Genomic DNA, 25,425 nt, shown 5'->3' on the forward strand with positions numbered 1-25,425 from the left:
TCAGCTCACTTCTTCGGAGCGGGCTTGTTGACCTTGACGGTCTCGTGCCCGACCTTGTCGGCGTCCATGGCGTCGGCGTCCGCCTCGACGAGGGACTTGCCCTCGGCCGTGGTGAACTCCTTCTTGAACTCGTTGACCGCGGCGACCAGCTTGTCGGCGGTCTCGTCCTCGAACTTGCCGGAGTCGCGGATCGCGCTCAGCACGTCCTCGTGCTTGCGGCGGGCCGAGTCGAGGAACTCGTGGTTGAAGCGGCGCACGTCCTCGGTCGGGACCGAGTCGTAGTGGCCGTTCGTGCCCAGCCACACCGTGCAGACCTGCTCCTCGACCGGGACCGGCGAGTACTGCGGCTGCTTGAGCACCTCGTACAGGCGGGCACCGCGCTCGAGCTGCGCCTTCGACGCGTCGTCGAGGTCCGAGGCGAAGGCGGCGAACGCCTCCAGCTCGCGGTACTGCGACAGGTCGATCCGGAGCGAGCCCGAAACGCTCTTCATCGCCTTGACCTGCGCGGCACCACCCACGCGGGACACCGAGATGCCCACGTCGATGGCCGGGCGCTGACCGGCGTTGAACAGGTCCGACTGGAAGAAGCACTGGCCGTCGGTGATCGAGATGACGTTCGTCGGGATGTAGGCCGACACGTCGTTGGCCTTCGTCTCGATGATCGGCAGCCCGGTCAGCGAGCCCGCGCCCAGCTCGTCCGAGAGCTTGGCGCACCGCTCGAGGAGACGGGAGTGCAAGTAGAAGACGTCGCCGGGGAAGGCCTCGCGGCCCGGCGGGCGACGCAGCAGCAGCGAGATCGCGCGGTACGCGTCGGCCTGCTTGGTCAGGTCGTCGAACACGATGAGGACGTGCTTGCCCTCGTACATCCAGTGCTGGCCGATGGCCGAGCCGGTGTACGGCGCGATCCACTTGAAGCCGGCGGAGTCCGAAGCGGGGGCGGCGACGATGGTGGTGTACTCCATCGCGCCCGCGTCCTCGAGGGACTTCTTGACCGCGGCGATCGTCGAGCCCTTCTGGCCGACGGCGACGTAGATGCAGCGAACCTGCTTCTTCGGGTCGCCGGTCTCCCAGTTGGCCTTCTGGTTGATGATCGTGTCCACGGCGACGGCGGTCTTGCCCGTCTTGCGGTCACCGATGATCAGCTGGCGCTGGCCGCGGCCGATCGGGGTCATCGCGTCGATCGCGGTGATGCCGGTCTGCAGCGGCTCCGACACCGGCTGGCGCTCGACCACCGAAGCGGCCTTGACCTCCAGCGGGCGGCGGTCGGTGGTCTCGATGTCGCCGAGACCGTCGATGGCGGCACCCAGCGGGTTCACGACACGGCCGAGGTAGCCGTCGCCGACCGGCACCGACAGGACCTGGCCGGTGCGCTTGACCTGCTGGCCCTCCTCGATGCTTTCGAAGTCGCCGAGGATCGCGACACCGATGGAACGCGCGTCCAGGTTGAGCGCGACGCCCAGGACGCCGCCGGGGAACTCGAGCAGCTCGTTGGCCATGGCCGAGGGCAGGCCCTCGACGTGGGCGATGCCGTCACCGGCGTCCGCCACGATGCCAACTTCTTCCCGGCTCACGTCCGGGGCGTAACTCGAGACGTAGTTCTCGATCGCGCTACGGATCTCATCCGAGGAGATCGTCAGCTCGGCCATGTCTTTCCCGCTCTCGCTTCGTTCTTGCCAGTATGCAAAGTCTTGTGTGACCTGGGGCTATGCCCGGGCCAGCCGCCTGCGCAGGGCCGCCAGCCGACCCGCGGCGCTCCCGTCGATGACCTCGTCCCCGACGCGGACCACGAGCCCGCCACCGAGGTCGGGGTCGACCTCGACGTGCAGCGCGATCGCCCGCCCGTAGATGTCGTTCAGCTTCGCGCCCAGCCGGGCGGCCTGCTCGTCGGTCAGGGCGCTCGCGCTGGTCACGTAGGCGACCGAGCGCTCGCGGCGTTCCGCGGCCAGCTTGACCAGCTGGTCGAGCCCGGCGCCGACGCCGTGGCCCTTGGCCCGGCGGACGACCTGCTCGACGAGGGTCTCGGTGACCACGTCCACCTTGTCGGCGAACAGCCCGCGCACCAGCGTCCGCTTGGCCTCCGCGGGGCCGGCCAGGTCCGAGAGCGCCGTCTCGAGCTCCGGGTGGTTGGCCACGACTCGCGAGACCTGGAACAGCTGGGTCTCGACGGCGTCGATGTTGCCGGTCTTCTCGGCCGCGGTGAGCAGCGCGGAGTGACCGAGCGACTCGAGCCCGTCGACCAGCTGACGAGGGCTGGACCAGCGGTTGCCCGCCACGGCGTCGAGCACCTTCAAGGCCGGTTCGGACAGCTTGCCGTCGAACAGCCGGCGCACCAGCGCAGTGCGCGTCTCCGGCTTCGCCGAAGCGTCACTCACCGCCCGGCGGAGACCGATCTCCCGGTCCAGCAGGTCGACGACCGAGAGCAGCTCGTCGCCGACCGTGGCCGCGTCGGCTCCCGCGTCGGCCAGAACCTCGCCGAGGCGTTCCTCGGCGAGGCCGAGCGCTTCACGGCTCGCAGCATGCAGCATCGTCATTCCGGTCTACTTCCCCGCTAGATTCCGGCGCCGTTGGCACCGGCGGTGTCCAGCTCCGCGAGGAACCGGTCGACGGTGCCGCGACGGCGCGCCTCGTCTTCGAGCGACTCACCGACGATGCGGCTGGCCAGCTCCACGGCGTTGCGGCCCATGTCGGCCCGCAGCTCGGCGATGATCTGCGCCTTCTGGGCCTGCAGCTGAGCCTGCCCCTGGGCGACGATCCGCTGGGACTCGGCTTCGGCGTCGGCCCGCAGTTCCGCCTTGATCTGCTCGGCTTCGAGCCGGGCGTCGTCGCGGATCTTCGCGGCCTCGCTGCGGGCTTCCTGCAGCTGGGCCCGGTACTTGGCCAGCGCGTCTTCGGCTTCGGCCTGGGCCTTTTCGGCCTTCTCGATGCCACCCTCGATCTTCTGCGCACGCTCGTCGTACGCGGCCTCGAAGCGAGGGACGACGTACTTCTTGAGGATGAACAGCAGGATCAGGAAGGCGACGATGCCGAGGATCAGCTCCGAGATGTCGGGGATGATCGGGTTGTGCGTCTCGCCTTCTGCGGCGAGGAGCATTGCACTCTTCAGCACGGCGTCTCCTTAAGCGATGAGCTGCTGACTCAGGCGGCGGAGGCGATGAAGTAGATGACGATGCCGATCAGGGCCAGAACCTCGGTCAGCACGAAGGTCGAGAAGCCGATGCCCTGCAGCTTGCCCTGGGCCTCCGGCTGACGCGCGGTGCCGTTGATGACGGCGGCGAAGATCAGACCCACACCGATGCCCGGGCCGATCGCGCCGAGGCCGTAACCGATGGCGGCGAGGCCGGGGTTGATGTTGGCGGCCTGCTCGGCGGCCTGGGCCAGAACGATGTTGCTCACGTGCGTTTCCCTTCACTTCGGTCCACGCGCTCGCGTGGATCGGGGGCTTGTGTTCTCAGTGCTCCGACGCCAGCGCGGCGCCGATGTACCCCGCCGAAAGCAGGGCGAAGATGTAGGCCTGCAGGACCTGGATGAAGGCCTCGAGGAAGGTCATCCCGATGGCGAAGATCCAGGCCACGAGCGAAACCGGCTTGAGCGCCCAGCTCGACGTCTCGGTCAGCAGGAACGTGCCGCCGAGCGTGAACACCGCCAGGATCAGGTGACCGGCGAACATGGCGGCGAAGACACGGATGGCGAGCGTGAGCGGGTTCAGGAAGAACTTCTCCGCGAACTCGATCAGCGAGAAGAGCGGGAGCACCGCCTTCGGCACACCCGGGGGCGCGAGTTCCTTCTTGAAGTAGCCGGCGAAGCCGTGCTTCTTGAAGCCCGCGTAGTGGTACACCGGGTAGACGACGAGGACCGCCAGAGCGACCGGGAAACCGAATCGCGCCATGGTCGGGAACTGGAGCAACGGGATGATCCCGTAGAGGTTGTTCACCAGTACGAAAGTGAACAACGAAAAAACGAGCGGCACGTACCGCTTGAAGTCCTTCGAGCCGATCTGTTCGCGCGCGATGTTGTTGCGGCTGAAGTCGTAGATGGACTCGGCGACGAACTGCCCCTTGCCGGGCACGACCTGAAGCTTGCGGGTCGCGAGCAGGAAGTACGTCGCGATGATGACCACCGAGAGCACGACGAGCAGCATCGGCTTGGTGACTCCGCCGAACAACGCCGGCAACTCGAAGCTTTCGGCGCCGGGCGGTGCGAACACAGCACCCTCGGCCAATACCAGCGCGCCCACTGGGCTCCTTCCGGTTCTCCCGGCCGGCGTTCACTCCGCCGGGGGAATCGTCACGATCTGGACTTAACGTACCCGATACGTATCGGGACGCCGGAGGCGGCTGCCCCACTGTGCGATGAACACGGCTTCACGTTCTGCACACGGGGTTGTCTCGCGTGAACACTGCCCTGCGGTCTACTTCGGACCAGCGGCGAAGAGGCGGAACTACACGGTCGCCACACTGCTGATCGCGGTTCGTCTTAGGGAGCGTGCGGCCGAGGCCGCCACCCTTGACGCGGACCATACCAGCAGGTCAATCAGTGCCGTACAGGCGTACTCCATACCAACCGATCAGCCCAGGACCTAAGTCCCGGGTCCGCCAGGGACCCAGGTCCGGGACCGGACGGGACCCCTTCGGCAACGGTGCAGGCGGCGGGTCCCGGGGGCATTTCGGGGGCCGCGCGAAAGCGCACGTCTGTGGCCCCGGTCATACTCGGGCGGCCGCAGCCCGGTTCACCGTGAGTAACGGAAGTCTACGGCAAACCGGACGGGCGTCAGGAGGGGATGATCGTCGGGATCTTGGTCTTGCGGAAGGCGGCGAACTCGGCCGCGGCGGCCAGCAGGATGGCGACGATCATGGTGATGCCGAGCGAAAGCGGGTGCAGCGCCGTGACGCCCTTCAGCAGCGTCAGCGCCCCGAAGAGCAGGACGACCTTCACGACGTACCCGCCGAGCGCGATCACCATGACGAACATCGGGTCCTGGCCGGCGCTGAACTTCATCAGGCCCAGCGTGGACAGCGACGCCACCATGGCGAGCACCCCGCCGACGAGCGAGCCGAGGAAGCCGGGCATGCCCTTGAGGATGCTGAAGAGCACGATGCAGACGATCACCGCGGGCGGGGTGACGAGCAGCGAAGCCTTCGTCATCGCCCGGGCGGCCTGCAGCACCACCTTGGCGTGCGGGTTCTCCTGGTCCTGCGGTTCGGTCTCGCTCACGACTGGCTCCCTGCTCGGTTCGGACACCGAGTCTAGAGAACGCGCCTGGTCAGGTTCCGGGCTGGTTGCGCGAACGCAGGCGCGGGACGATCGAGACCACCACCGCGAACACCAGCCCCACCCCGATGATCCACAGCGCCGCCGCGTCGTCGAACAGGGTCACCGACACCGCGCCGAACGCCAGGATCCCCGCCCACAAGTAGATGAGCAGGACCGCGCGGCGCTGGGAGTGGCCGATCTCCAGCAGCCGGTGGTGCAGGTGCATCTTGTCCGCCGCGAACGGGCTCTCGCCGCGGCGCGTGCGCCTGATGACCGCCATGATCAGGTCGAGCAGCGGTACGAACAGCACCGCCGCCACGACCACCAGCGGCGACAGCAGCGCGATCGCGTCCTTGCCGCTGAACTGCGGGTACGGCACGCGCCCGGACGCGGACGTCGTCGCGCCCGCGAGCATCAGGCCGATCATCATCGACCCCGAGTCGCCCATGAAGATCTTCGCGGGCTGGAAGTTGTACGGCAGGAAGCCCAGACACGCTCCCGCGAGCGTCGCCGCGATCAGCGCCGGCGGGTACGTGCCGACGTCGCCGCCGGAGCTGTCGAGCAGGCCCAGCGAGAACGCGCACGTCGCCGTCGCCGCGATGAACCCGAGGCCGCCGGCCAGCCCGTCGAGGCCGTCGACGAAGTTCATCGCGTTGACCATCACCACGACCATCACCACGGTCAGCAGCGCGCCCTGGTTCTTGTCGAGCACCAGCACCGAGCCGAACGAGTCGCCCTGCCCGCCCCACGGCACCCAGAACGACACCCACTGCACGCCGAAGATGACCAGGATCCCGGCGCACATGACCTGGCCGGCCAGCTTCGTCCACGCGTCCAGCTCGAAGCGGTCGTCGAGCGCGCCGATCAGCGAGATGACCCCGGCCGCGAGCAGCACGCCGACCGAGTCGAACGACGCGTCGAAGCCGTGCGACAGCGCGGGCAGCTGGTGGGCCAGGCCCATCGCGCCGGCGACGCCGAGGAAGATGCCGATCCCGCCCATCCGCGGGATCGGGGCGACGTGGACGTCGCGCGCACGCGGGTTGGCGATTGCGCCGACGCGGATCGCGAGCCGGCGCACGAGGCCGGTGAGCAGGTAGGTCACCGCCGTCGCGGTCAGCGCGACGAGGATGTATTCCCGGATGGGGAGAAGACCGGATGTGGGCGGCACGGGTGCGTCACGCTCGCGGGGTCGGGGTCACCCGCGACACGCTATCGTGCCGCGGAAAACCGCTTGATCCGGCTTCAGGCCAACGATTCCGCGGGTACACCCAGCACCTCCGCGATGGCGTCCTTGCCCACGGCGCCTTCGCGCAGCACCACCGGTTCGGTGCCGGTGAGGTCCACGATGCTCGACGCGACGGCCTCGCCGCTCGAGCCGCCGTCGAGGTACACCGCGACCGAGTCGCCGAGCTGCTCCTGCGCCTCCTGCGCGGTGCTGGCCGGCGGCCGGCCCGAGACGTTCGCGCTCGACACGGCCATCGGGCCGACGTCGCGCAGCAGCTCCAGTGCCACCGGGTGCAGCGGCATCCGGAGCATCACGGTGCCGCGGGCGTCGCCGAGGTTCCACTGCAGACTCGGCGCGTGCGGGAGCACGATGGACAGATCGCCCGGCCAGAACGCTTCGATGAGCGCACGTGCCTGCGGGGGCACGCCGAGCACCAGGCCGTCCACAGTGGACCACGAGCCGACGAGCACGCCGACCGGCATGTCCGGGCCGCGGTTCTTCGCGCGCAGCAGCGCCTGGACGGCGCCCGCGTCGAACGCGTCGGCGCCGATGCCGTAGACCGTGTCGGTCGGCAGGACGACCAGCCTGCTCGACCGCACCGCGCCCGCGGCCGCCGTCAGTCCGTCGGCCCGGGACTCCCGCTTGCTGCAGTCGTAGACCACGCTCATGGGCGCCAAGCGTAGTCCGGCCGCCGGAGCGGGCGTCGGCCGCGTCACACCGGCGCTCTGACAACCGGCCAGACTTTCGTCGTGGGGCAAGCGGGTAAACCTCGCCTCGAGGCAGAACCGGGACAGCGTGGCTCAATACGGTCGATCACTGGGAACCACCACCCCCGTGGGTTCCCAGTGAAGGAGCCGCAGATGCGCCCCAGAACCCCGAAAGCGCTCGCCCTGCTCGCCGCGGTCACCGTCCTCACCGGGCTCGGCGCCGGCACCGCCGCCGCCGAGCCGCTGACCCGTGGCTGGCCGGCCCCGATCGACGCCGCGCACTGGGAGAACCAGGACCACATGACCTGGTCCGACTACCAGAAGGTGCCCGGCACGAACTGGGCCGATCCCTCGCTCAAGCCGACGCAGCGCACCTTCAAGGGCGCCGTCGTCCTCGCCGACTACCCGGACCAGGACTTCGTCGTCACGAAGCCGGCGAACTCGACGATCTTCGGCAACCCCGGACCGGCCGCCGCGAACATCCCGCGGGCCGGCGTCGCGCAGTACTACCAGGACTTCCTCAACAAGCCCGAGGCGCTCAACAACGGCCACACCATCAACGAGTACTGGATGGAGGACTCCGGCGGCCGGTTCGCCGTGCAGCTGACCGCGTTCGGGCCGTACCGGATGCCCGGCAAGTCCTTCGAGTACGGCATGGAGTTCCAGCCGAGCGCGTGCCCGCCCGGCGCGAACTGCGACCGCGACATCCGCAAGGACGCCGGCGACGCGTGGCGCGCGGACGTGGGCGACACCGCGAACCAGTTCGACTTCGTCTTCTACCTCTCCGCGGGCCAGGACGAGAGCTCGACCTGGCAGGAGTTCGGCGAGATGAAGTTCGGCGCGAAGGAGAACGTCCCGGACGCGTTCGGCCCGCCGAACCACGACCTGCCCAACTACGCCGCGACGCGGTACGTGCCGTGGACGTCGTGGGCGTCGGCCGCCAGCATCTGGCCGAACGCGCAGAACGGCAGCTCGGTGCAGGCCGAAAGCTCGGGCCAGTCGACCTACGCCCACGAGTTCAGCCACATCCTGGGCATCGGCGACAACTACAACAACCCGTTCGGCGTCCCTCCGTCGCGCAGCTACAGCGGGCCGTGGGACATGCTGTCGCGCGGGACGTTCAACGGGCCCGGCGGCCCGCACACGCGCTGGCAGATCCCGGCGACGCAGGGCAGTTCGATGGGCGCCCAGCACCAGCTGCGCAACAAGCTGAAGCTCGGCATCGTCGACCCGGCGGACGTGCTGCAGCTGGACCGCAACGCGCTGGCGACGTCCGGTCCGGTGTCGGCTCGCCTGACCGCGCGCGAGACGGAGGCGCAGCCGGGAGCGTTCACCGGCCTGAACATCAAGCTCACCGGCGGGGACAAGGCGCCGAAGTGCGACCGGTCCAAGGACCCGTTCTGCGACGGCGGCGGCTACGACAACTACACGGTCGAGGTCGTCGACCGGATGGGCGCGGACTCCTTCGCGCCGGACTCCGGCGTCATGATCACCAAGACGAAGAACCAGGACAACGCGCCCTTCGACTGGGTGATCGACGCAAACCCGCAGGACATCGGCATCACCGACTACACGAAGCCGGACGGGACCCCGGTGAAGATCACCGTCGGCGACTACCGGCAGCTCAACGACGCCCTGTTCAAGGCGGGCACGGAGGCGGCGAGCCCGTACGAGTACACCGACCAGGCCAACCGGCTGCGGTTCCTGATCACCGACCTGGCCCGCGACCGCCGCGGCATCCTGTCGTACACGGTGACGGTGGCCTCGCTGGACGGTTCGGGCAGCCAGGCCCGCGGCGCGGCGCTGACCCCGGCCCTGCCGGCCTTCGCCCGCGGCGGCCTGGCGACGTGTGACTTCGGCCTGCTGAACACGGGGTCGGCCAAGGGCGCGAAGGCACCGTACGACACGGACACGTACCGGCTGAGCGTGTCGACGGACGCCCGCGGGTGGGAGGTCCGGCTGCCGAACGAGCTGGCGACGGCGAAGTTCGGCGGGCACGTGAAGGTGCCGGCGCTCGCGAAGCGCGGAGCGGGTGGTGACTTGGCGGCAAGGGTGAAGCTGACGGCGACGTCGGTGAGCGACCCGTCGAAGACCGCGACGGCGAGCTGCACGGCGTTCGGCTTCTAGAGTCTGCCGCGGCTGGTCGTGAGTGAGAAACAGTGTTAGAACACTGTTTCTCACTCACGACCGCTCAGCCCAGCCGGCGAGCGGTGACGAACCGAGCCCGTCCCGTCAGATCCGCGTGCCCCTCGACCCCGGTCAGCACCCGCCGGGCCCGGACCAACGCCGGCACCGCCGACCCGTGCGTGTCGTCGTGCTCGATCGCCAACCCGCCACCTGGACGCAGCAGCCGCGCTCCCGCCGCGATCGCGTGGCGGATCACCGCCAGGCCGCTCTCCTCCGCGAACACCGCGCGAGGCGGGTCGTGCTCCGCGACCTCCGGGGGCACCGGCGTTCCCTCCGGGACGTACGGCGGGTTGCACAGCACCAGGTCGACCAGGCCGTCGAGCTCGGCGAACATCGTCGGGTCGCCGATGTCGCCCGAATACAGGCGGATCGGGGTGTTGCCCGCGTCCGCGTGGACGTCCGCGTTGTGGCGCGCCCAGGCCAGGGCCTGCGGGTCGACGTCCACCGCGTAGACCACCGCGTCCGGGCGCGCGTTCGCCACCGCCAGCGCCAGCGCGCCGGAGCCCGTGCACAGGTCGACCACCACCGGGAACTCGCGTCCCTGCAGGAACTTCACGCCCCACTCGAGCAGCAGCTCGGTCTCCGGCCGGGGGACGAACACTCCCGCGCCGACCGCGACCGTGATGTCCCCCAGTGCCGCCCAGCCGGTCAGGTACTGCAGCGGGATCCGCTTCGCGCGCTGCTGGACGAGCTGGCCGATGGCCTCGATGACCGGCGGGTCGACCAGTGGCACCATCGGCAGCCTGCCGCGTTCGACCCCCAGCACGTGCGCCGCGATCACCTCGGCGTCGAACCGCGGCGACGCGACACCCGCGCGCTCGAGGATCCGGGTGGCCTCGATGATGGCCAGGCGCAGCGGCTGCCGATTCACTCGTCGTCCTTCACCTCGTCAAGCCTGGCACACCAGGCGGAACTCCCCTGTCAGGACACGCGCCGGTCCGACGCCCCTCAGCGTATCGAGGTCCCCTCTCCGGTCAGGTACCCCGCCAGGACCGAACGGCGCCGCTGCAGCGCCCCGATCCGGTCGTCCATCGCGGTCAGTTCGCGGTGCAGCAGGCCCGCGAGCTCCGGGCACAGGTCCAGGTGCGCGTCCTCGCCGCGAGCGCACTGCAGCGCCGACGAGATGACCTCGGTGGTCAGCCCCGCGGCCAGCAGCCGCCGGATCTGACGCACCCGCACGACGGCGTCTTCGGCGTAGGCCCGGTAGCCGTTGCCGTCGCGCGAGGCCGTCAGCAGGCCCTGCTCCTCGTAGTAGCGCAGCAACCGCGTGCTGACGCCGGTGCGACCCGCGAGCTCGCCGATCCGCATACGTCCCCCTGCCGACTTGACCTTCACACCGATGTGAAGACCTAACGTCGCGGGCATGACCGGACATTTCATCGAGGTCGTCCTGCCGAACGAGCAGCCGGACCTCGACCCCGCGCGGCCCGCCGAACTCGCCCGGGTAGCCGAGGACCTCGGCTACCACGCCGCCTGGCTGCCCGACCACCTCATCCCGCCCGGTGCCTTCGGGGACGTCTTCGGCGGCGTCTACGAACCGCTCGTCACGCTGGCCCACATCGCCGCGCGCACCAGCCGGATCCGGCTGGGGACGTCGGTGCTGATCGTGCCGCTGCGGGAGCCGTTCGCGCTGGCCAAGCAGGTCGCGACGCTCGACCGGCTCTCCGGGCACCGGTTCGACCTCGGGATCGGCACCGGCTGGAACGAGCCCGAGTTCGCCGAGGTCGGGGCGGACTTCGGCGGGCGCGGAAAGCGGACCGACGCCACCCTCGACCTGCTCGCCGAGCTCTTCCGCACCGGCCGCGGGCCCGGCGGCGGGTACTTCGAGCCGCGACCGGCCGGGCCGGTGCCGATCACCGTCGGCGGCAACTCCGCCGTCGCGCTGCGCCGGGCCGCGCGGATCGGCTCGGGTTGGATGAGCGCCGGGCTGTCCCCCGCCGAATTCGGCGAGCGCGCCGAAAAGCTCACGGGCATGACAAACGGCCGCGAAACACGGCTGACCGCCAGAATGGAATGGAACGGGGACGATCTCGGGGCCGCCATCGCGCGATTCCGGGCGTATATCCTGGCCGGGGCGGACGCGGTGGCCGTCCACTTCGGCCCGGCCGAGGACTACGACCAGCGGATGGCCGTGTTCGCCGAGGGCGTCGCCGATCTCTAGGATGCCCGAGACGCCGACCCACGGGAGCGCCAGTGCCGACCGAGCCGACCACGCGCCGCCGGGTCGCGTTCATCTTCCCCATCTACAACGAGGAAGCGAACATCGACCTGCTGCACCGCACGGTCGACGAGGTCACCGCGCCCATGGCCGGGCGGTACGACTTCAGCTTCATCTACGTCGACGACGGCAGCCGGGACGCGTCCCTGGACCGGCTCACGGAGCTGGGGGCGCGCGACCCGCGGGTCACGGTCGTCGAGCTCTCCCGCAACTTCGGCCACCAGATGGCCGTCACCGCCGGGCTCGACCTGGTCGACGCCGACGCGACGATCATCATGGACAGCGACCTGCAGGACCCGCCGCGGGTCGCCCTCGAGCTGCTGGAGAAGTGGGAAGAGGGCTACGAGGTCGTCTACGCGCAACGCCGCTCACGCCGGGATTCGCCGTTCAAGCGGTTCACCGCGACCGCGTTCTACTGGTTCCTGCAGAAGATGGCCGCGGTCGAGATCCCGAAGAACACCGGCGACTTCCGGCTGGTCGACCGCAAGGTCGTCGACGAGCTGCGCAAGTACCGCGAGCGCGACCGGTTCCTGCGCGGCCTGGTCAGCTACGTCGGGTTCCGGCAGACGGCGGTGCTGTTCGACCGCGACCAGCGCCACGCCGGCGTCACCGGCTACCCGCTGACGAAGATGCTGCGCTTCGCCGCCGACGGCATCCTCGGGTTCTCGACGACGCCGCTGCGGATGATCACGCGGATGGGGTACCTGATTTCGCTGCTGAGCTTCCTCGGCGTGCTCTACGTCGTCGGCGTGAAGCTGTTCGCGCCGGAGACGGCGGTGCCCGGCTGGGCGTTCATCACCATCGCGATGTTCTTCCTCGGCGGCATCCAGATCATCATGCTCGGCGTGCTCGGCAGCTACATCGGCCGCACGTATTCGCAGGTCCAGAACCGGCCGCTGTACACGGTGGCGTCGGTGCGCACCGGTGCCGGAGACCGGAGCGCCGCCCGATGAGGTTCGTCACGGCCACGCAGGTGCGCTTCGGGATCGTCGGGATCGGCAACACGCTCGTCGACGTGCTGGGGTACGCGCTGCTGGCGACGCTGGGCGTGCCGACGTTCGTCGCCAACTTCATCTCCACGACGGCGGGCATGCTGCTGTCGTTCACGCTGAACCGGAACTTCACGTTCCGCGCGAAGGACGGCGACATCCGCCGCCAGGCGCTGCTGTTCTTCGGGGTGACGGCGTTCGGGCTCTGGGTGGTCCAGTTCGGCGTCATCACGCTGGTCAGCCACCTGTTCCCGGGCGTCAACCTGCTGGTGCCGAAGGGCGCGGCGATCGTCGTCGGGCTGTTCTGGAACTACCTGCTCTACCACTACGTGGTGTTCCGGCACGCGCCCGTTTCCCCCGTTCCCGGCGCCGCGCCCGCCGATTCGGCCTGATCTCAGGCCCGGGCGCGGCCCCCAAAGCCGCGGTCGCCCGGGACGTGGCGGTCATCCGTACATCGCCACCCGCCCCGGCCCAGCGCCGGCGGCAGGCCGGTGCCGCCGGAGGTGTCCCGGACGAGCAGCCGGGTCAGGCCGACCCCGGCGCTGAGCACGAGCCCGGCCCCCAGCGCCGCGGCCACCCGGGACGTGGCGGTCATCCGTACATCGCCACCCGCTGGAGCTCCGCGAGCGCCCCGTCGAGGGGATGCGGCTGCGGCACGCCCGCGGGGTCGAGCCGGTTCCACCGCTGCAGGTTCATCGCGACGGACAGCTGACGCTCGCCGTCGGCCCGGATCATCGCGAGGGTGCCGCCACCCCAGACCGTGCCGCCGTGGCCCCAGAACGTTTCCCGGCCGGGCGCCTCCGCCGGGTGCAGGCCGAGGCCGTAGTCGATGACCTTGCCCTCCTGCGAGACGACCTTGACGGTGCGCCGCATCTCCGCCAGCGAGGACCGGCTGACGATCTCGCCCGCGAGCAGCAGGCGGAAGAAGCGGTTGAGGTCCGCGACGGTCGAGACCAGCGCGGCCGCCGGCCCCACCCAGGACATGTCGAAGACGCTGTAGTCGCGCGGCGGGTCGATCTTGCCGAACCACGCCTCGTACAGCCGCGAGTGCGGCCCGGCGACGTCCGTGCCCTCGGGGAACCCGGTGTCCTGGAGGCCGGCGCGCTCGATGACGTACTGCGTGATGTGCTTTTCGGCCGCCGTGCCGGTCACGTGCTCCAGCAGCTCGCCGAGGAGCAGGTAGTTGGTGTTCGAGTACAGCCCCGGTGTGCCGCCCGGGACGCCGGCGGCGGGCGCGGTGACCCCCAGCCGGATCAGCTCGGCGGGGTCGAACCGCGTGAACCGGTGGTCGTCGAAGCTCTCGGGTCCGGTCTTCGCCAGGTCGGGGAACGCGCTGAGCGAGGGATAGGCGTACGGGAGGTATTCGGCCAGCCCGCTGGTGTGGTCGAGCAGCATCCGGACGGTGATCGCGTCGCCGCGCTCGCCGGGCACCAGACGCGGCAGGTAGTGGCCGATCGGGGTGTCGAGCCCGATCTGCCCGCTCTCGACCAGCTGGAGCACCGCGGCGGCGGTGAAGGTCTTGGTGATGCTGCCGACGCGGTGGCGCAGGCCGGCGGTGACGGGACGGCCGGTGCCGACGTCGGCGACGCCGGCGGCACCGCGCCAGACCTGGTCGCCGGCCTGCACTTCGGCGAACAGGCCCGGCATCCCGGCGCGGTGGACGTTCTCGAGGGCGGCGGTCAGCTCGGCGGGGTCCAGTGAGTTCTGCACGGTGGGGTTCCCTTCTCGGAAGTGCCGTTGTCCTCATTATGCACGCGGTGCGTGCAACAGCAAGTGCATAATAGGTTGGGACAGGCACCGGACGAGAGGAACGCGATGACAGGCCGCAGGCGCTGGTCGACCGAGGAGATCCTGGACACGGCGGCGGAGCTGCTGCGGACGGACGACGCCGAGTCGTTCAGTGTGCGCAAGCTCGCCGTGGCGCTCGGGACCGACTCCTCGAGCCTCTACCGGCACTTCCGCAACAAGACCGAGCTGCTGCGCGCGGTCGCCGACCGGACCCTCGTGGCCGCCATGGAGGGCTATCGCCCCGAGGGCGACTGGAAGCAGCGCCTCACCGCCACAGCTCTGCGCCTGCGCGAGGCTTTCGGGCAGCAGCCCCAGATCGCCGCGATCTGGGGGCGCTACGCGTCAGGCGGCGCCGGGTCCCGGCTCGTCATGGAAGAGGTGCTGCAGGCCCTGCGCACGTCGGGGCTGCCCGACGCGGAGATCCCGGCGCGCTACCACCGGCTCGCGATCCTCATCGCCGCGTTGATCGCGTCGGAGGCCGGGGTCAGCACCGTCACCCCCACCGAACACGAGCAGGGCATGGAGCAGTTCCGCGTCGCGGTGCTGGGCGCCGACCCCGAGCGCTTCCCGGCGCTGGCCCACTTCGCCCGCGACGTCCGGCCGCTCGGCGCGGACCGCCGGGCGGCGTTCGAAGAGATCGTCGCCGCCCAGCTCGACCGGATCGAGGCGGCGATCCCCTGAGGGTCAGCCGGCCGAAACGGCCAGGCGCTCTTCGCGGTCCGCCGTCGCCAGCGCGTCCAGGACGCCGTCGAGGTCGCCGTCGAGGACCTGGTCCAGGTTGTACGCCTTGTAGTTGACCCGGTGGTCCGAGATCCGGTTCTCCGGGAAGTTGTACGTGCGGATCCGCTCCGAGCGGTCGACCGTGCGGACCTGCGAGCGGCGGGCGTCGGACGCCTTCGCCGCGGCCTCTTCCTCGGCCACCGCTTGGAGCCGGGCCTGCAGCACCTGCAGGGCCCGCGCGCGGTTCTGGATCTGGGACTTCTCGTTCTGGCAGGACACGACGATGCCGGTCGGCAGGTGGGTGATCCGCACCGCCGAGTCGGTCGTGTTGACGCTCTGGCCGCCGGGACCCGACGAGCGGAAGACGTCGATGCGCAGGTCGTTCGGGTCGATCTCGACCTCGACCTCCTCCGGCTCCGGGTAGATCAGCACCCCGGACGCCGACGTGTGGATCCGGCCCTGCGACTCGGTCGCCGGCACGCGCTGGACGCGGTGCACGCCGCCCTCGAACTTCAGGCGGGACCAGACGCCGTCGACGACCGCCGACTTCGTCTTGATCGAGAGCGTGACGTCCTTGAAGCCGCCCAGGTCGGAGTCCACGGAGTCGAGCACCTCGGCCTTCCAGCCGTGCCGCTCGGCGTAGCGCAGGTACATCCGCAGGAGGTCGCCGGCGAACAGGGCCGACTCCTCGCCGCCCTCACCGGACTTGATCTCCATCACGACGTCGGAGCCGTCGTACGGGTCGCGCGGCAGCAGCAGCTCGGTGAGCTTCGACTCCAGCTCGGGGATCTTCGCGGCGAGCACTTCGGCCTCGGCGGCGAACTCCGCGTCCTCCGAGGCCATCTCCCGGGCGGCCGCGAGGTCGTCGCGGGTGGTGTCCAGCTCGTGCACGGCCCGCACCACCGGCGTCAGCTCGGCGTAGCGGCGGCCGAGCTTTCGAGCGCGCGCCTGGTCGGCGTGCACCGCCGGGTCCGCCAGCTGGGTCTCCAGCTCCGCGTGTTCGGCGAGCAGCCCCTTGAGCGAGCTCGAATCCACCTGTGCCACCTCTCAGCCCGGTTCCAAAACAACGGCGCCCACCCGCGCGTGCGGGTGGGCGCCGTGAAAAAAGCTACTTGGCGTCGGCGTCCTTCTTCTGCCGCTTGCCGTAGCGAGCCTCGAAGCGCGCGACCCGGCCACCGGTGTCCATGATCTTCTGCTTGCCCGTGTAGAACGGGTGGCAGTTCGAGCAGATCTCGACGTGGATGTCGCCACTGGTCTTGGTGCTGCGCGTGGTGAAGCTGTTGCCGCAGTCGCAGTTCACGTTCGTGACCACGTACTCGGGGTGAATACCGCTCTTCATGGTGTCCTCTCTCGTTGGCTCCGGGTCCCCAGTCGTTCTCGCGGGGTGAACCGGTGCCGGACTTCAGCGGGTAATTCTGCCAGACGGGCTGACGATCACTGGAACGCACCCCGCTGACCTGGTATTCCGGACGTGCCGGAGGCCTCCCCGCGGCGAGCGGGGAGGCCTGGCGATGAGCACGTTCAGTCGTCCTCGCCGCCACCGAGGGCGGTCTTCGAGACCTGCATCAGGAACTCGACGTTCGTCTTCGTCTTGCGCAGCCGCGAGATCAGCAGGTCGATGGCCTGCTGCGAGTCGAGCGCGTGCAGCACCCGGCTCAGCTTCACGGTCACCGCGAGTTCGTCCGGCGAGAGCAGCAGCTCGTCCTTGCGGGTACCGGACGGGTTGACGTCGACAGCCGGGAACACCCGGCGCTCGGCGATCTTGCGGTCGAGCTTGAGCTCCGCATTACCGGTGCCCTTGAACTCTTCGAAGATGACCGTGTCCATCGTCGACCCGGTCTCCACCATCGCCGTGGCGAAGATGGTCAGCGAGCCGCCGTTCTCGATGTTGCGCGCCGCGCCGAGGAACCGCTTCGGCGGGTAGAGCGCGGTCGAGTCGACACCACCGGACAGGATCCGGCCGGACGCCGGGGCCGCCAGGTTGTACGCGCGGCCGAGACGCGTGATCGAGTCGAGCAGCACGACGACGTCGTGGCCCATCTCGACCAGGCGCTTGGCCCGCTCGATCGACAGCTCCGCGACCGAGGTGTGGTCCGCCGGCGGCCGGTCGAAGGTCGAGGCGATGACCTCACCCTTCACCGAGCGCTGCATGTCCGTGACCTCTTCCGGACGCTCGTCCACGAGGACGACCATCAGGTGGCACTCGGGGTTGTTCGTCGAGATCGCGTTCGCGATGTCCTGCATGATCGTGGTCTTACCGGCCTTCGGCGGCGACACGATCAGGGCACGCTGCCCCTTGCCGACCGGCATGATCAGGTCGATCACGCGGGTCGTGAGCTTGTGCGACTCGGTCTCGAGGCGCAGCCGCTCGTTCGGGTACAGCGGGGTCAGCTTGGTGAAGTCCGGGCGGCGCTTGGCCTCGTCCGGGTCCAGGCCGTTGATCGAGTCGACGCGCACCAGCGGGTTGAACTTCTGCCGCTGCTGCTCGCCCTCGCGCGGCTGGCGCACGCTGCCGGTGATGGCGTCACCGCGGCGCAGGCCGTACTTGCGGACCAGCGACAGCGAGACGTACACGTCGTTCGGGCCGGCGAGGTAGCCGGAAGTCCGCACGAACGCGTAGTTGTCGAGCACGTCCAGGATGCCCGCGACGGGCAGCAGGACGTCGTCCTCGCGGATCTCGGTGTCCGGCGAGCCGCCGGCTTCGCGCTGGCCGCCCCCGCTGCCCCGGCGACGACGGTCGCGGAAGCGACGGCCGCGACGGCCGCCTTCCTCGTCGTCGTCCTGCTGCTGGGCGCGGTTGTCGCGGTCCTGGCCGCGGTTGCCGCCGTCCTGCTGGTTGCGCTGGCGGTTCCCGTCCTGGCGGTTGCCGTCCTGACGGTTGCCGTCCTGACGGTTGCCGTCCTGGCGGTTGTCGTTGCGGCCGCCCTGGCGCTGCTGGTCGCGGTTGTTCCCGCCACCCTGCTGGCGGTCGCCCTGCTGACGGTCGCCCTGCTGACGGTCGCCGCCCTGACGGTCACCGCTCTGCTGACGGTCGCCCCCGACCTGGCCGTCGGGCGCACCGGCGGCGCGGTTCGAGCCGCGGCGACGCCGGCCTCGGCCACCCTCGTCGGGCTGGCCGTCCTGGCCCTGCTGGCCGTCCTGCTTGTCCTGCTGCGGGCGCTCGGCCTGCGGGGCCTCCACCACCGGAGCACTCGCGACCGGGGCTTCGGCCTTCGGCTCCGGCTTGGTCTCGACCGGCGCCGACGGCGCCTCGGCCTTGGGCTCGCGCTTCGGCGCCTTCACCGGCTCGCCGACGCCCTCGAGGGGCAGCGTCTCGGCGGCCGGACGCTTGCGCGACTTGCCCTGACGCTCACGGATCGCGGCGATCAGATCGCCCTTGCGCATGCCCGTCGTCTCACCGACGCCGAGCTCCCCAGCCAGCGAACGCAGTTCCGCCACGGTCTTCCCGGTCAACCCGCCGACCGTTTTTTTGGGAGCGGGGGTGGTGCCGTTCGACTCCGCGGCGCTGCTACCCACGTCGCTCAAAAGATCGGTGTTGCTCACACATGTCCTTCCTGACCGATCCACGCCTCCAGGCGGATCAGCGGACTGCCGCTCGCTTCTGATCGCGAACCGGCGTATCTGCCCCCCCCGATACGGGAGACGAGCTCTTCGGCCGTGCGAAACACAGCTGGAGCGCCTCCACCACAGGGGTTTGCGTCCTCCATTCGGAGGACACGGAATTCGGCACCGCCGAAACCGGAAACCCGCCTACGTTCCTCCGCGTTACCCCGCTTGCCAGGCGGTGCGGATTCGGCGGATCAACGAAGGATGCGATCCGGGGACCGGCATCGGGTGCGGAAACGCACGGTGATCGAACGCCCCCGAGGGTAGACCGCGCCGGTGCCGGGTGCAACAACCACCCCCCGCGTGGCGGACGGGGCGGCGGCCACGTGACCCAGCCTTTACTGAGCCGCAACCCGCACGCCCGCGAGATCCACGGGCAGCTCGAAGACGTCGAAGCCCTCAACGTCGACCCCTGGCGGCAATATTCCCGTCGTGGTCAGCGCGAGCACCGTGGGACCCGCGCCGGAGACGGCGGCGGCGACTCCGCGTGCACGCAGCGTCGCCACCAGCTCGCCGCTCGCCGGGTACGCGGGGGCCCGGTAGTGCTGGTGCAGACGGTCTTCGGTGGCCGCGAGCAGCAGCTCCGGCTTCGCCGTCAGCGCGTGCACGGCGAGCGCGGCGCGGCCGGCGTTGTGCGCGGCGTCGGCGTGCGGCACGGTCGCCGGCAGCAGGCCGCGCGTGGTCGCGGTGGCCGAGCGCACCGACGGCACCGCCACGACGGGCCGGATCGACGCGTGCGGCGCGAGCCGTTCGGCGTGGAACTCGGTGCCCTCGCACCAGGCCACGACCAGACCGCCGACCAGGCTCGCGGCGGCGTTGTCGGCGTGGCCTTCGAAGCCGGCGGCCAGCTGCAGCGCCTCGAACTCCTCGATTTCCCGGCCGGCGAGGGCGTACCCGGCGGCGACGCCGGACACCACCGCGGCCGCCGAGGAACCCAGCCCGCGCGCGTGCGGGATCGCGTTGTAGCAGCGCAGGTGCAGGCCCGGCGGCTCGACGCCGAGGTGCGCGCAGGTCCGCCGGATGGCCCGCACGACGAGGTGGGTCTCGTCGGTGGGGACGTCCTCGACCCCGCCCGCGCCGGCGTCGATGACCTCGACCTTGAGCCCGGCGTCGATGACCCGCACCTCGACGACATCGTGCAGGCCCAGCGCCATGCCGAAGGCGTCGAAACCCGGCCCGAGGTTCGCCGTCGACGCCGGGACGGTGACCTTGAACCCGGCGGTCACCGCAGGTCCAGCGCCGCCGCGACCGCCGACGGGTCCACCGCGAGGGGTTCGACCTCGACGTTGCCCGCCAAGGCCGTCTGCGGGTCCTTCAGGCCGTGGCCGGTGACCGTGCAGACGACGCGCGACCCGCGCGGCAGCCGTCCGTCGGCGGCCGTGGCCAGCAGGCCGGCCACGCTGGTGGCCGACGCCGGCTCGACGAACACGCCTTCACGCCCGGCCAGCAACCGGTACGCCTCCAGGATCTTCTCGTCCGTCACGGCCTCGAAGAGCCCGTCCGACGCTTCCTTCGCCTTCACCGCGGCGGTCCACGACGCCGGGCTGCCGATCCGGATCGCCGTCGCGATCGTGTCCGGGTCGCGCACCGGCTCGCCCAGCACCAGCGGGGCCGCGCCGGCCGCCTGGAAGCCGAACATCCGCGGGGTGTTCTTCACCACATCGTCGGCCGCGTACTCCGAATACCCCGCCCAGTAAGCGGTGATGTTCCCCGCGTTACCGACCGGCAGGCAGTGGATGTCCGGCGCCTCGCCCAGCGCGTCGCAGATTTCGAAGGCCGCGGTCTTCTGGCCGGCGATGCGCACCGGGTTGACCGAGTTGACGAGCGTGACCGGGTAGTCGGCCGCGGTCTTGCGGGCCAGCTCGAGGCAGTCGTCGAAGTTGCCGTCGACCTGCAGGATCCGCGCGCCGTGCAAGACGGCCTGGGCGAGCTTGCCCATCGCGATCTTGCCCTGGGGCACCAGCACGGCGCAGGTGAGGCCCGCGCGGGCGGCGTAGGCCGCGGCCGAGGCGGACGTGTTGCCGGTCGACGCGCAGATCACCGCCTTGAGCCCGCTGGCGAGCGCGTGCGTGATGGCCACGGTCATCCCGCGGTCCTTGAACGAGCCGGTCGGGTTCGCGCCCTCGACCTTGAGGTGCACCTCGCAGCCGGTCAGCTCGGACAGGTACCGCGCGGGCAGCAGCGGCGTGTTGCCTTCCCCGAGCGTGACGACCTGCGCCCCGTCCGGAACCGGGACGCGGTCCCGGTACGCCTCGATGATTCCCGGCCAGGGTTGACTGCTCACTGGTCTTCGCCTTCCACCCGCATAACGCTGACGACCTCGTGGACGACGTCGAGCTTCGCGATCTCGTCCACAGTGGACTGAAGCGCCGCGTCGGGAGCCTGGTGGGTCACCACGACCAGGCTCGCGCGGTCGCCGACGTCGCTCTGGCGCACGGCCGCGATGCTCACGCCGTGCCCGGCGAACGCCTGCGCCACCTGGGCGAGCACGCCGGCGCGGTCGGCCACGGAAAGGCTTACGTGGTACCGGGTCGGCGTCTGGCCCATCGGCCGCACCGGCAGCGCCGCGTGCGCGGACTCGCGCGGGCCGCGGCCGCCGGCCACCAGGTTGCGGGCCACCGCGACGAGGTCGCCGAGCACCGCGCTCGCGGTCGGCGCGCCGCCCGCGCCCTGACCGTAGAACATCAGCTCGCCGGCGGCGTCCGCCTCGACGTAGACGGCGTTGAACGCGCCGCCGACGCCCGCGAGCTGGTGGCTGCGCGGGATCATCACCGGGTGCACGCGGGCGGAGACCGACTCGACGCCGTCGTCGTCGGCCACGCGTTCGCAGATCGCCAGCAGCTTGACCGTGCGGCCGAGCATCCGGGCCGCGCCGAGGTCGGCGGCGGTGACGTCGGCGATGCCCTCGCGGTGCACGTCCGAAGCGGTCACGCGGGTGTGGAAGGCCAGCGAAGCGAGGATCGCGGCCTTCGACGCGGCGTCGTAGCCGTCGACGTCGGCGGTCGGGTCGGCCTCGGCGTACCCGAGGCGGCTGGCCTCGTCGAGCGTCTCCGCGTAGCCGGCGCCGGTGGAGTCCATCGCGGACAGGATGTAGTTCGTGGTGCCGTTGACGATGCCCATGACACGCGTGATCCGGTCGCCCGCGAGGGATTCGCGCAGCGGGCGCAGCAGCGGGATGGCGCCGGCGACCGCGGCCTCGAAGTAGAGGTCGGCGCCCGCGGCGTCGGCCGCCTCGAACAGGTCGGCGGAGTGCTCGGCCAGCAGGGCCTTGTTCGCCGTGACGACGGACTTCCCGGCCTTCAGCGCGGCCAGCAGCCAGCCGCGCACCGGCTCGATGCCGCCGACCAGCTCGACCACGACGTCGACGTCGTCACTGGTCACGAGCTTCTCGGCGTCGGCGGTCAGCAGCTCCGGCGGCAGCTCGGGGTGCTTGTCCGGGCGGCGGACGGCGATGCCGGCCAGCTCCACCGCGACCCCGGCCCGCGCGGCCAGCTCACCGGCCTGCTCGGAGAGCAGCCGGGCGACCTCGCTGCCGACGGTCCCGCAGCCGAGCAGGGCGACCTTGACGGCACGCCGTTCTTCGGGGGCAGCCACTGTGTTCAGACCTCCAGGCGGAGCATGTCGTCGGTCGTCTCGCGCCGCAGCAGCAGCCGCGAGCCGCCGTTGCGCACGGCGACCACGGCCGGGCGCGGCTGCCGGTTGTACGTGCTCGCCATCGAGTAGCAGTAGGCACCGGTCGCCGCGACGGCCAGCAGGTCGCCGGGAGCCAGCGTGTCGGGCAACCAGCAGTCTCGTACGACGATGTCGCCGGACTCACAGTGTTTTCCCACGACCCGGGACAGCACGGCCGGGACCGGCTGGTCGTTCTCGCTCGCGGAGCGGGAAACGAGCCGGACGTCGTACACCGCGTCGTAGAGCGCGGTCCGGATGTTGTCGCTCATCCCGCCGTCGACGCTGACGTAGCGCCGCGACGACTCGTCCCCGAGCGCGACGTCCTTGATGGTGCCGACCTCGTAGAGCGTGACGGTGCCGGGACCGGCGATGGCGCGGCCGGGCTCGCCGGCGATGCGCGGCACCGGCAGGCCCGCGTACGCGCACTCCTTGCGGACGATCTCGCGGATCTGCGTGATCATCTGCGCCGGCGGCGGCGGGTTGTCCTTCTCGGTGTAGGCGATGCCGAAGCCGCCGCCGAGGTCGACCAGGCTCAGCTGGTCGAGCAGCTCGGGGCCGTGCTCCTTCGCGAGGTCGGCGAGCAGGCCGACGACGCGGCGGGCAGCGACCTCGAAGCCGTCGGCGTCGAAGATCTGCGAGCCGATGTGGCTGTGCAGGCCGACGAGCTTGAGCGAACGCGCGTTGAGCACCCGGCGCACCGCCTCGGCGGCGTCGCCGGAAGCCAGCGAGAACCCGAACTTCTGGTCCTCGTGGGCGGTCGCGATGAACTCGTGCGTGTGCGCCTCGACGCCGACGGTGACCCGGATGAGCACCGCCTGCACGACGTCGTGGCGCGCGGCGATGTCGGCCAGCCGGGCGATCTCGAAGTACGAGTCGAGCACGATCGTGCCGACGCCCGCGACGATCGCGGCTTCGAGCTCCGCGGGCGACTTGTTGTTGCCGTGGAAGGTGATCCGCTCGACCGGGAAGTTCGCGCGCTGCGCCACGGCGAGCTCGCCGCCGCTGCAGACGTCCAGGCTCAGCCCCTGCTCGGCCACCCAGCGGGCGATCTCGATGGACAGGAACGCCTTGGACGCGTAGTGCACGAGCGACGGGTCGTCGAACGCCTCGGCGTAGTCGGCGCAGCGGGACTTGAAGTCGGCCTCGTCGACCACGAACAGGGGCGTGCCGTGCTTCTCGGCGAGCTCGCGGACGTCGACCCCGGCGATCCGCACGACGCCGTCGCCGGCGCGGAAGGTGTTGCGGGGCCACACCTTCGCCGGGAGCTTGTCGAGCTCCTCGGCCCCCGACGGCTGGAGCCCGGAGGTGTCGGCGTGGGTGTAGACGTCGGCGTGCCTGGGGCCCGCGGGGTGAGCCATGGGTTACATCCGTTCCGGAGCAGAGACACCGAGCAGGGCGAGGCCGTTCGCCAGCACCTGGCGGGCGGCCTCGCACAGCGCGAGCCGGGCGTACGTCAGAGGGGTCGCCTCTTCGTCACCCATCGGCAGCACGCGGCCCACGGTGTAGAACTTGTGGTAGGCGCCCGCGAGTTCTTCGAGGTAGCGCGCGATCCGGTGCGGCTCCCGCATGTCGGCGGCGCGGCGCACGGTTTCCGGGAACTCGCCGATGGTGCGGATCAGGTCGCCCTCGGCGGGCAGCGTGAGCAGTCCGAAATCGACGTCCGAACCGGACTGCTTCGCGAGGCCGAGGTCGGCCGCGTTGCGCTGCAGGGACGCCAGCCGCGCGTGCGCGTACTGGACGTAGTAGACGGGGTTGTCGTTGGAGTGCTTGCGCAGCAGGTCCAGGTCGACGTCCAAAGTGGAGTCCACGGAGTAGCGGATCAGCTCGTAGCGGGCCGGGTCGACGCCGACGGCCTCGACGAGGTCCTCCATGGTGATCACGGTGCCCGCGCGCTTGGACATCCGCACCGGCTTGCCGTCGCTGACCAGGTTGACCATCTGGCCGATCAGCACCTCGACCGTCGCCGGGTCGTCGCCGAACGCGGCGGCCGCGGCCTTGAGGCGGGCGATGTAGCCGTGGTGGTCCGCGCCGAGCATGTAGATGCAGAGGTCGAACCCGCGGTTGCGCTTGTCCTTGAAGTAGGCCAGGTCACCGGCGATGTAGGCCGGGTTGCCGTCCTGCTTGATGACGACGCGGTCCTTGTCGTCGCCGTACTCCTTCGACTTCAGCCACCAGGCGCCGTCTTCGAAGTAGAGGTTCCCGGAGTCCTTCAGCTCTTGGACGGCCGCGCCGACCGCGCCGGACTCGTGCAGCGAGTTCTCGTGGAAGAAGACGTCGAAGTCGGTGCCGAACTCGTGCAGGCTCTGCTTGATCTCGGTGAACATCAGGTTGATGCCGATCCGGCGGAACGTCTCGTGCCGCTGCTCTTCCGGCAGCGAGAGCGCGCTCGGCTCGGCCTTGATGACCTCGGCGGCGATGTCGTTGATGTACCCGCCCGCGTAGCCGTCTTCCGGCGCGGGCTCGCCCTTCGCGGCGGCGATCAGGGACCGGACGAACCGGTCGATCTGGGCACCGGCGTCGTTGAAGTAGTACTCGCGGGTGACCTCGCCGCCCTGCGCGCCCAGCACCCGGCCGAGCGCGTCGCCGACGGCGGCCCAGCGGGTGCCGCCCAGGTGGATCGGGCCGGTCGGGTTCGCCGAGACGAACTCGAGGTTGATCTTCGTGCCGGCCAGCGCGTCCCCGCGGCCGAACGCGGCGCCGGCGTCGAGCACCTGGCGCACGATGTCGCCCTGCGCGGCCGCGGCGAGCCGGAAGTTGAGGAAGCCGGGACCCGCCACCTCGGCCGAGGCGACGCCGTCGTCCGCCGAGACCGCTTCGGCGAGCTCCTCGGCGAACTCGCGCGGCTTCAGCCCGGCCTTCTTGGCCACCTGCAGGGCCAGGTTCGTCGCGTAGTCGCCGTGGTCGGGGTTGCGCGGGCGTTCGATGGTCACCTGCTCCGGCAGCACGGCGTCGTCGATGCCGCGTGCGGCGAGCACCTGCACGGCGGAGCTGCGGACCAGGTCGGCGAGAGCGGCGGGAGTCACTCGTCGAATTCTAGGTGTGCCCAGGTGGGGCGCTCGCATC

Annotated in this window: 24 protein-coding genes; 5 read left to right on the top strand and 19 right to left on the bottom strand. The window is 70.5% G+C overall.

Features of this window, described 5'->3' with window-relative positions; translation table 11 throughout:
- Positions 1–5: 5 nt before the first annotated feature.
- From atpA to ACZ7PG_RS24965, 8 genes are all read right to left on the bottom strand, one after another.
- Positions 6–1,646 carry a F0F1 ATP synthase subunit alpha gene (atpA, locus tag ACZ7PG_RS24930; protein WP_470241487.1) on the bottom strand — a complete coding sequence of 547 codons (1,641 nt, stop codon included), beginning with the start codon at positions 1,644–1,646 and terminating at the stop codon, positions 6–8.
- Between the two features lie 57 nt (positions 1,647–1,703).
- Positions 1,704–2,531, bottom strand: a complete 828-nt coding sequence (locus ACZ7PG_RS24935; protein WP_470241488.1) for a F0F1 ATP synthase subunit delta — start codon at positions 2,529–2,531, stop codon at positions 1,704–1,706.
- 17 nt (positions 2,532–2,548) lie between these two features.
- The gene (locus ACZ7PG_RS24940; protein ID WP_470242401.1) at positions 2,549–3,091 is read right to left on the bottom strand and encodes a F0F1 ATP synthase subunit B; all 543 of its coding nucleotides are present in this window, start codon (positions 3,089–3,091) and stop codon (positions 2,549–2,551) included.
- 44 nt (positions 3,092–3,135) lie between these two features.
- The gene (locus ACZ7PG_RS24945) at positions 3,136–3,393 is read right to left on the bottom strand and encodes an ATP synthase subunit c family protein (protein ID WP_033261340.1); all 258 of its coding nucleotides are present in this window, start codon (positions 3,391–3,393) and stop codon (positions 3,136–3,138) included.
- Between the two features lie 55 nt (positions 3,394–3,448).
- On the bottom strand, positions 3,449–4,234 hold the full coding sequence (atpB, locus tag ACZ7PG_RS24950; RefSeq protein WP_155541269.1) for a F0F1 ATP synthase subunit A: 786 nt from the start codon (positions 4,232–4,234) through the stop codon (positions 3,449–3,451).
- 533 nt (positions 4,235–4,767) lie between these two features.
- Complete coding sequence (locus tag ACZ7PG_RS24955; RefSeq protein WP_470241489.1) at positions 4,768–5,211, bottom strand: hypothetical protein; 444 nt, start codon at positions 5,209–5,211, stop codon at positions 4,768–4,770.
- Between the two features lie 49 nt (positions 5,212–5,260).
- Positions 5,261–6,418: a glycosyltransferase family 4 protein gene (locus tag ACZ7PG_RS24960; protein WP_470241490.1), complete on the bottom strand. Its 1,158-nt coding sequence runs from the start codon at positions 6,416–6,418 to the stop codon at positions 5,261–5,263.
- 74 nt (positions 6,419–6,492) lie between these two features.
- Positions 6,493–7,143 carry an L-threonylcarbamoyladenylate synthase gene (locus tag ACZ7PG_RS24965; protein WP_470241491.1) on the bottom strand — a complete coding sequence of 217 codons (651 nt, stop codon included), beginning with the start codon at positions 7,141–7,143 and terminating at the stop codon, positions 6,493–6,495.
- A 192-nt stretch (positions 7,144–7,335) separates the two neighbouring features.
- Here ACZ7PG_RS24965 and ACZ7PG_RS24970 point away from each other — a divergent pair, with 192 nt between their 5' ends.
- Positions 7,336–9,309, top strand: a complete 1,974-nt coding sequence (locus ACZ7PG_RS24970; RefSeq protein ID WP_470241492.1) for a M6 family metalloprotease domain-containing protein — start codon at positions 7,336–7,338, stop codon at positions 9,307–9,309.
- Positions 9,310–9,373: 64 nt separating this feature from the next.
- Here ACZ7PG_RS24970 and prmC read toward each other — a convergent pair whose 3' ends face one another.
- Both prmC and ACZ7PG_RS24980 read right to left on the bottom strand, forming a co-directional pair.
- Positions 9,374–10,240, bottom strand: coding sequence for a peptide chain release factor N(5)-glutamine methyltransferase (prmC, locus tag ACZ7PG_RS24975; RefSeq protein WP_470241493.1), 867 nt, complete (start codon positions 10,238–10,240; stop codon positions 9,374–9,376).
- Positions 10,241–10,317: 77 nt separating this feature from the next.
- Positions 10,318–10,677, bottom strand: coding sequence for a MerR family transcriptional regulator (locus ACZ7PG_RS24980; protein ID WP_470241494.1), 360 nt, complete (start codon positions 10,675–10,677; stop codon positions 10,318–10,320).
- A 55-nt stretch (positions 10,678–10,732) separates the two neighbouring features.
- Here ACZ7PG_RS24980 and ACZ7PG_RS24985 point away from each other — a divergent pair, with 55 nt between their 5' ends.
- Genes ACZ7PG_RS24985 through ACZ7PG_RS24995 form a run of 3 tightly spaced genes read left to right on the top strand, consistent with a single transcriptional unit; the run spans position 10,733 to position 12,968 of the window.
- Entirely contained in the window at positions 10,733–11,530 is a 798-nt protein-coding gene (locus tag ACZ7PG_RS24985; protein WP_470241495.1) for a TIGR03619 family F420-dependent LLM class oxidoreductase, read from the top strand.
- Between the two features lie 32 nt (positions 11,531–11,562).
- The gene (locus tag ACZ7PG_RS24990; protein ID WP_470241496.1) at positions 11,563–12,540 is read left to right on the top strand and encodes a glycosyltransferase family 2 protein; all 978 of its coding nucleotides are present in this window, start codon (positions 11,563–11,565) and stop codon (positions 12,538–12,540) included.
- Entirely contained in the window at positions 12,537–12,968 is a 432-nt protein-coding gene (locus tag ACZ7PG_RS24995) for a GtrA family protein (RefSeq protein WP_470241497.1), read from the top strand. The genes ACZ7PG_RS24990 and ACZ7PG_RS24995 overlap by 4 nt, the downstream gene beginning before the upstream one ends.
- Before the next feature lie 199 nt (positions 12,969–13,167).
- On the opposite strand, the gene ACZ7PG_RS25000 is transcribed toward ACZ7PG_RS24995, so the two are convergent.
- Positions 13,168–14,286, bottom strand: coding sequence for a serine hydrolase domain-containing protein (locus tag ACZ7PG_RS25000; protein WP_470241498.1), 1,119 nt, complete (start codon positions 14,284–14,286; stop codon positions 13,168–13,170).
- Between the two features lie 105 nt (positions 14,287–14,391).
- On the opposite strand from ACZ7PG_RS25000, the gene ACZ7PG_RS25005 reads away from it, so the two are divergent.
- Positions 14,392–15,045 carry a TetR/AcrR family transcriptional regulator gene (locus tag ACZ7PG_RS25005; protein WP_470241499.1) on the top strand — a complete coding sequence of 218 codons (654 nt, stop codon included), beginning with the start codon at positions 14,392–14,394 and terminating at the stop codon, positions 15,043–15,045.
- Between the two features lie 3 nt (positions 15,046–15,048).
- On the opposite strand, the gene prfA is transcribed toward ACZ7PG_RS25005, so the two are convergent.
- The 8 genes from prfA to argS all read right to left on the bottom strand — a co-directional run bounded on the left by prfA (position 15,049) and on the right by argS (position 25,385).
- Positions 15,049–16,119, bottom strand: coding sequence for a peptide chain release factor 1 (prfA, locus tag ACZ7PG_RS25010; protein ID WP_470241500.1), 1,071 nt, complete (start codon positions 16,117–16,119; stop codon positions 15,049–15,051).
- Between the two features lie 73 nt (positions 16,120–16,192).
- The gene (gene rpmE, locus ACZ7PG_RS25015) at positions 16,193–16,423 is read right to left on the bottom strand and encodes a 50S ribosomal protein L31 (RefSeq protein WP_284744227.1); all 231 of its coding nucleotides are present in this window, start codon (positions 16,421–16,423) and stop codon (positions 16,193–16,195) included.
- A gap of 182 nt (positions 16,424–16,605) precedes the next feature.
- Complete coding sequence (rho, locus tag ACZ7PG_RS25020) at positions 16,606–18,627, bottom strand: transcription termination factor Rho (protein WP_470241501.1); 2,022 nt, start codon at positions 18,625–18,627, stop codon at positions 16,606–16,608.
- Positions 18,628–19,028: 401 nt separating this feature from the next.
- Positions 19,029–19,916 (bottom strand): homoserine kinase, encoded by an 888-nt coding sequence (thrB, locus tag ACZ7PG_RS25025; protein ID WP_470241502.1) that lies wholly within the window; start codon positions 19,914–19,916, stop codon positions 19,029–19,031.
- A complete protein-coding gene (gene thrC / locus ACZ7PG_RS25030; protein ID WP_470241503.1) occupies positions 19,913–20,974 on the bottom strand; it encodes a threonine synthase in 1,062 nt (353 codons plus the stop codon). Before thrC ends, thrB begins: the two co-directional genes overlap by 4 nt.
- Positions 20,971–22,284, bottom strand: a complete 1,314-nt coding sequence (locus ACZ7PG_RS25035; RefSeq protein ID WP_470241504.1) for a homoserine dehydrogenase — start codon at positions 22,282–22,284, stop codon at positions 20,971–20,973. Before ACZ7PG_RS25035 ends, thrC begins: the two co-directional genes overlap by 4 nt.
- 5 nt (positions 22,285–22,289) lie before the next feature.
- Positions 22,290–23,720, bottom strand: a complete 1,431-nt coding sequence (gene lysA / locus ACZ7PG_RS25040; RefSeq protein ID WP_470241505.1) for a diaminopimelate decarboxylase — start codon at positions 23,718–23,720, stop codon at positions 22,290–22,292.
- Between the two features lie 3 nt (positions 23,721–23,723).
- Positions 23,724–25,385, bottom strand: a complete 1,662-nt coding sequence (gene argS / locus ACZ7PG_RS25045) for an arginine--tRNA ligase (protein WP_470241506.1) — start codon at positions 25,383–25,385, stop codon at positions 23,724–23,726.
- Positions 25,386–25,425 lie beyond the last annotated feature (40 nt).

Source organism: Amycolatopsis sp. NPDC114504 (assembly GCF_055633595.1).